Below are 2,805 nucleotides of genomic sequence, written 5' to 3'. Positions count from 1 at the left end.
TCACTGGCCCATCGCCCAGCCCCAGTTGCGCGCGAAGCTGCGGGTCTGGGGCGGCGCTGTGGCCAAACAGCGCCAGATCGACCCCGTTGGGGCTGAGCGTGATCTTGTCTGCGGGCACCCCGCGCGCCACAAGGTCGTCCTTCAGTCCCTGGCAGATCGTGACCACCGCCCCGGCCCCGGCGACCGCCCGGTTTTCAAGCGCACGGGTCAGCCGGTATTTGACGTTTCCTTCGCTGCCCGTGCCGTTTGATACGGCCGCATCTTCCCAGAAAGCGCGGATTTCATAAACCACCGGGATACCAAGCTGCTTTCCCGCATGGAGCGCCGCCATCCCGCACAGCGCGGGCGAATGGGCGTGCAGCACATCGGGGCGCCAGTCCTGCGCCGTGGCGACAATAGCGTCAGCCAGCGCGCGGATCTCGCGCCATTCGCGCAGGCCCGGCGGGCCGTTCGCCGCGCCGCGGGTGCGGTGGAACACGATGCCGTCGGCCTCTTCGGTGTTGGGCCCTGCCTGGCTGTGGCGCAGTCCGGTGATCCCGCGCACCTCCAGCCCCGTAGCCTGCTGGGCTTTCAGGATCGCGCGCGTGCGAAAGGTGTAGCCGCTGTGCAGGGGCAGCGAGTGATCGAGGACATGCAGAACCCTGGTCATGACGCATTCTCTAAGCGAACAAGGCTTAACGGCGCGTCAACTCACCGCTGCTAGGGCGAGACGATGATCGACAATTTCTCTCTGGTTGTCACCCATGCCCTGCTGGCGCTCGCGCTCTGGCGGCTGGTCCAGCGCAGCGATCTCGATACCGATCCGCCGCCTGCAGAACCGCCACCGCCGCCGCCGGAACCCGCCCCCAGGAAGGTCACCTTGCGTGCTTAACCTGGCGCTGACCGGCTTCGTCCTGGCGTTTCTCGCGCTTGGTTTTCGCCGCCCATATCTGTGGGTGCTGGCCTACCTCTATATCGACAGTCTGGCCCCGCAGAAGATTTCGTGGGGCTTCCTCAAGCTCGTTCCGATTTCGCTGATCAGCTTCCTGCTGGCCTTCGGCGGCTGGCTGCTGCTGGATTACAAGATCAACAGCCGCTTCACCATGCGCCAGGGACTGATCGCCTTGTTGCTGGTCTATTGCGGGCTGACCACGCTGTCGGCCGATTTCCCCGAGGATGCTTTGGTCAAATGGGACTGGGTATGGAAGGCGCTGCTGTTTGCGATGTTTCTGCCGCTGACTTTGACCACGCGGCTGCGGATTGAGGCCGCAACCCTGATCATGACGCTGACGGTGGGCGCGATCGTGATCAACGGCGCGATCAAGACCCTGGCGGGCGGCGGCGGATACGGCACGCTGCGCTTGTTCGTGAATGACAATTCCGGGCTTTACGAAGGCTCGATCATCTCCGCCGTGGCAATCTCGATCATCCCGCTGATTTTCTGGCTGATCAAGCACGGCACGATTTTTCCCAGCGATTGGCGGGTCAAACTCTATGGCATCGCGCTGGCCTTCGCCTGCGTGCTGATCCCGATCGGCACCCAGGCACGCACCGGGCTGCTGTGCGTGGCGCTGCTGATGGTGCTGGCGCTGCGCACGGTCAAGCGGCGGGTGCTGTACCTTTCGCTGATCGCGGTGGGCGTCCTGGTCACGATCCCGCTGCTGCCCAAAAGCTATACCGACCGGATGAACACGATCGAGAACCACAGCGCCGATCAATCGGCTTCGACCAGGGTCGCGGTGTGGAAATGGACCCTCGAATACGTCAAGGAGCACCCGTTCGGCGGCGGTTTCGATGCCTATCGCGGCAACAAAGTGCGGATTGAACTGACCGATGTTCAAGGCACCGGCAACAACGTCACCGTGCAAACCCATGAAGCCTTTGACAAGGCCCGCGCCTATCACTCGGCCTATTTTGAGATGCTGGGCGAGCAAGGCTGGCCGGGGCTGGCCCTGTGGCTGACGCTGATGTTCTCGGGGCTGCTGCAGATGGAACTGATCCGCCAGCGCTGGAAAAAGCGCACTGGCCCCGGCGAAATGTGGCAGGCGCCGCTGGCCAATGCACTGCAGCAATCGCTGCTGGTCTATATGACCGGATCGTTGTTCGTGGGGATCGCCTTCCAGCCGTTCTGCTACATGCTGATCGGGCTGCAGTGCGGCCTGTGGAGTTATCTGAGGCGAATCGATTCGCTGCGCCCGATTGTGCGGACCCAGCGTCCTGCGCTCAGCATCGGCAATGCCGTAGCGGCACAATAGCGCGTGTTGCATGCCCCGGCGGCTTGGGCCATGATTGCTCCTTTATAAAGCCAAGGAGAGGCTCATGACCCCGCAGGAACTTAGCGCCAAGACCGGTGAAGTGATTGGCGTGTCGGACTGGTTCCACGTCACGCAGGAACGCATCAACATGTTTGCCGATGCGACCGGCGATCACCAGTTCATCCATATCGACGAGGAAAAGGCCAAGCTGACTCCGTTCGGCGGGACCATCGCTCACGGTTTCCTCACGCTGTCGCTGCTGCCGGTACTGGGCGCGATGACCGAAGGCGGGCGCGTCAGCGGCGTCAAGATGGGCGTCAACTATGGCGGCAACAAAACCCGTTTCCTCTCGCCCGTCCGTGCCGGCAAGCGCGTTCGCAGCCACACCAAGCTGCTCGAGCTGGTCGAAAAGCGCCCCGGACAGTGGCAGCAGACCAACGAAGTGACCATCGAGATCGAAGGCGAGGACAAGCCCGCGCTGATCTGCGAATGGATCACGCTGTTCTTTGTTTGAGCTTTAGCCCCTCCCCGGTGGGGAGGGGTTGGGGTGGGGGTTCGACTGCGAGCCCAG

Annotated in this window: 4 protein-coding genes; 3 read left to right on the top strand and 1 reads right to left on the bottom strand. The window is 63.0% G+C overall.

Annotation, left to right across the window (positions count from 1 at the left end; translation table 11 throughout):
* Positions 1-649 (bottom strand): glycosyltransferase (locus tag RMN99_RS02950; protein ID WP_309621799.1); only part of this gene is annotated, 649 nt, incomplete at its 3' end.
* 63 nt (positions 650-712) lie between these two features.
* On the opposite strand from RMN99_RS02950, the gene RMN99_RS02945 reads away from it, so the two are divergent.
* The 3 genes from RMN99_RS02945 to RMN99_RS02935 all read left to right on the top strand — a co-directional run bounded on the left by RMN99_RS02945 (position 713) and on the right by RMN99_RS02935 (position 2,748).
* Positions 713-871, top strand: a complete 159-nt coding sequence (locus tag RMN99_RS02945) for a hypothetical protein (protein WP_309621798.1) — start codon at positions 713-715, stop codon at positions 869-871.
* Complete coding sequence (locus tag RMN99_RS02940) at positions 864-2,234, top strand: putative O-glycosylation ligase, exosortase A system-associated (RefSeq protein WP_309621797.1); 1,371 nt, start codon at positions 864-866, stop codon at positions 2,232-2,234. The genes RMN99_RS02945 and RMN99_RS02940 overlap by 8 nt, the downstream gene beginning before the upstream one ends.
* A 64-nt stretch (positions 2,235-2,298) precedes the next feature.
* On the top strand, positions 2,299-2,748 hold the full coding sequence (locus tag RMN99_RS02935; RefSeq protein ID WP_309621796.1) for a MaoC family dehydratase: 450 nt from the start codon (positions 2,299-2,301) through the stop codon (positions 2,746-2,748).
* Positions 2,749-2,805 lie beyond the last annotated feature (57 nt).

This window comes from Novosphingobium sp. (genome assembly GCF_031417815.1).
Classification (GTDB): domain Bacteria; phylum Pseudomonadota; class Alphaproteobacteria; order Sphingomonadales; family Sphingomonadaceae; genus Novosphingobium.
This window is presented reverse-complemented; position numbering and strand designations above follow the sequence as displayed.

Excerpts from the sequence above, each read along its gene's own strand:
- RMN99_RS02945 (WP_309621798.1), top strand. The coding sequence starts at position 713 with ATGATCGACAATTTCTCTCTGGTTGTCACCCATGCCCTGCTGGCGCTC.
- RMN99_RS02935 (WP_309621796.1), top strand. The coding sequence starts at position 2,299 with ATGACCCCGCAGGAACTTAGCGCCAAGACCGGTGAAGTGATTGGCGTG.